Source organism: Vibrio sp. Vb0598 (genome assembly GCF_033338935.1).
GTDB lineage: Bacteria > Pseudomonadota > Gammaproteobacteria > Enterobacterales > Vibrionaceae > Vibrio > Vibrio alginolyticus.
In genome coordinates this window covers 1-1,030 of record NZ_JAWOTP010000313.1, presented here as the reverse complement: position 1 = coordinate 1,030, position 1,030 = coordinate 1, and the positions used below count along the sequence as shown (strand labels likewise).

The following is a 1,030-nucleotide window of genomic DNA, read 5'->3' as shown; positions in this document are numbered from 1 at the left end:
ACAACGGTAACCTGACCAACGCTCACGAAGTTCGTCAGAAGCTGTTTGAAAAAGATCGCCGCCACATCAACACCACTTCTGATTCAGAAGTGCTGCTCAACGTACTTGCACACGAAATTGACACAGTAAAAGGCAATGTGACTGCTGAAGATGTATTTCGCGCTGTTACCAATGTGCACCGTACTATTCGCGGCGCTTATGCAGTAACTGCGATGATCATCGGCCACGGTATGATTGCGTTTCGTGACCCGCATGGTATTCGCCCTCTTTGTTTAGGCAAGCGTGAAGTCGCTGGTCGCACGGAATACATGGTTGCATCAGAGTCTGTTGCGTTGGATGCGGTCGGTTTTGACTTTGTGCGTGACGTAGCTCCGGGTGAAGCGGTGTATGCGACATTTGAAGGTGAGCTGTTCACTAAGCAATGTGCAGACAATCCAAAGCTAAATCCTTGTATTTTTGAATTTGTTTACTTTGCGCGTCCTGATTCTTTCATCGATAAAATCTCTGTGTACAGTGCTCGCGTTGAAATGGGCAAAAAGCTGGGTGAGCGAATTCGTGAAGATTACGCCGATCTTGATATCGACGTCGTAATCCCGATTCCTGAAACCTCTTGCGATATCGCACTACAAATTGCTCAAGCGATCGATATTCCTTACCGCCAAGGCTTTGTTAAAAACCGTTACGTTGGCCGCACGTTTATCATGCCTGGTCAGCAACAACGTAAGAAATCAGTGCGTCGCAAGCTAAACGCTATCCGCTCTGAGTTCAAAGATAAGAACGTGTTGCTGGTGGATGACTCTATCGTTCGCGGTACGACATCAGAACAGATCATTGAGATGGCTCGCGACTCCGGCGCGAAGAAAGTGTACATGGTGTCTGCTGCACCAGAAGTTCGCTTCCCTAACGTTTACGGTATCGATATGCCGAGCGCGACAGAGCTGATTGCTCATGGTCGTGACAACGAAACCATTTGTAAACAGATTGGTGCGGATGCGCTTATTTACCAACGTTTAGATGACTTAGTTGAAGC

General features: G+C 47.7%; 1 protein-coding gene. It reads left to right on the top strand.

The features are described from left to right. Positions 1-1,030: amidophosphoribosyltransferase (gene purF, locus R7Q38_RS24930; protein WP_318114747.1), on the top strand; the 1,030-nt coding region annotated here is incomplete at both ends.